1 protein-coding gene is annotated in these 1,669 nt (G+C 69.7%); it reads right to left on the reverse strand.

The window, feature by feature from the left end; all coding sequences use genetic code 11:
• Positions 1-82 precede the first annotated feature (82 nt).
• Positions 83-1,432, reverse strand: coding sequence for an IS110 family transposase (locus ACFVWU_RS44870; protein WP_387632502.1), 1,350 nt, complete (start codon positions 1,430-1,432; stop codon positions 83-85).
• Positions 1,433-1,669: the final 237 nt, after the last annotated feature.

Below are 1,669 nucleotides of genomic sequence, written 5' to 3' on the forward strand. Positions count from 1 at the left end.
CTGACCGGAAAACCAGGGGGTTGGCCGGGCAGCACGAGGTAGCCCGTCGGCGGTCGGTGTCGGCGGGCTGTGGCCGGGTCGGTCAGATGGTCGCGGGGGTCAGGGTGACGTCGTGGCCGAGGGCTTTCAGCTGGCGGACGAGGTCGCGGGTCTTGCGGGCGGGGTCGAGGTTGCGGGTGTGGAAGTCGGCGCCGAGCTCGCGGTAGCGGGCGCGGGGGTTGCTCATCAAGTGCCAGACGGAGACCAGGATCGAGCGGGCGACGGCGACCAGGGCCTTCATGTGGCCTCGGCGTTTGACCAGGCGTCGGTAGCGGGCGCCGAGGAAGGTGTCGGTGCGAGCGGCGGAGACGGCGGCTTCGCCGAGTGCACCGCGTAGCCAGGGGTTGCCCTTCCCTGTGGGGCCGCTGGTGTGCTTGCCACCGGACTGGATCGTGCGCGGGGAGAGTTTGGCCCAGGAGACCAGGTGGCCGGCGGTGGGGAAGACGCTCATGTCCAGGCCGATCTCGGCGAGGATGACCTGGGCGGTTCCCGGGCCGATGCCGGGGATCTCGTCCAGGCGCTCGACGTCGGTCAGGGGTAGCAGCAGACCCTGACCGGGTCCGTCGTCACCGCCGTCGTCGGTGTCCGGCCGTTGATCCGCCAGTTCGGCGAACTTCGTGGTGATCCGGGCGGTGAGCCTGTCGATCTGCACGTTCAGATGGTCGATGGTGTCCAGCAGCATCCGCAGCATGAACGCGTGGTGTTCGTCGAACTGCCCGCGCAGGGCCTCGGCCAGGACGGTGGGCGTGGCCTTGACGGTGCCGTGGGCCAGGTCGGCGAGGGCCTTGGGACTGCGCTCGCCGGCGATCAGGGCCTCCAGCATCGCTCGGCCGGAGACCCCGTAGATGTCGGAGAGCACCGTGGAGAGCTTGATCTGGGCGTCCTCGAGGAGCTTCTCCCCGCGCTGCTTGTGACGGGTGCGCTCGTGGGTGAGGACCGCGCGGGAGCGGGTGAGGTCACGCAGCTCGCGGACTGGCTTCGGCGGCACGAACGAGGCGCGGAGCATGCCCCGCTCGGCGAGCTTGGCCAGCCATACCGCGTCCAGCTTGTCGGTCTTCGGCCGCCCTGGGACGTTCTTCACGTCACGGGCGTTGACCAGCCAGCACTCCAGGCCCCGGGCCTCGAGCAGGAAGAAGAACGGCTTCCAGTAGGTCGACGTGGCTTCCATGACGACCCGGGTCACGCCCTGGCAGACCAGGTGATCGCCCAGGTCCAGGATCGCGCCGCTGGTCGCGGCCACGTGGAAGACCCGCTGGACGCGCTTGCCCGGCTTGTCCTCGTGCGGCACCCGCACGCAGACCATGCCGGACGCCTTGGCGATGTCGATCGCCGCGACGCGCTCCACCAACTCCGCGGCGTGCTCGATCTCCTCGGCCCCGTCGTCCTCCGCCATCAGCGGCCCCTCCTCGTATCGGCATCCGTACCAAGGGCGGTGCCTGCCCAAGGGACCGAGGGGGAGCGAGAATCTGACCGGCGTGCTCGAAAGCAACAGTGCGTGGCCCCACTACGGCCCCAGCACCAGACTGACCTACGGGCTCAACGGCCCAAGAGAACACCGGGGTCGGCGGGCAGGCACCGCACCCATGTTTTCACGCCCGCAAGGCGTACCCACCGGGATCAAGGCGACTGA

The organism is Kitasatospora sp. NPDC058190 (genome assembly GCF_042883685.1).
Lineage (GTDB): Bacteria > Actinomycetota > Actinomycetes > Streptomycetales > Streptomycetaceae > Kitasatospora.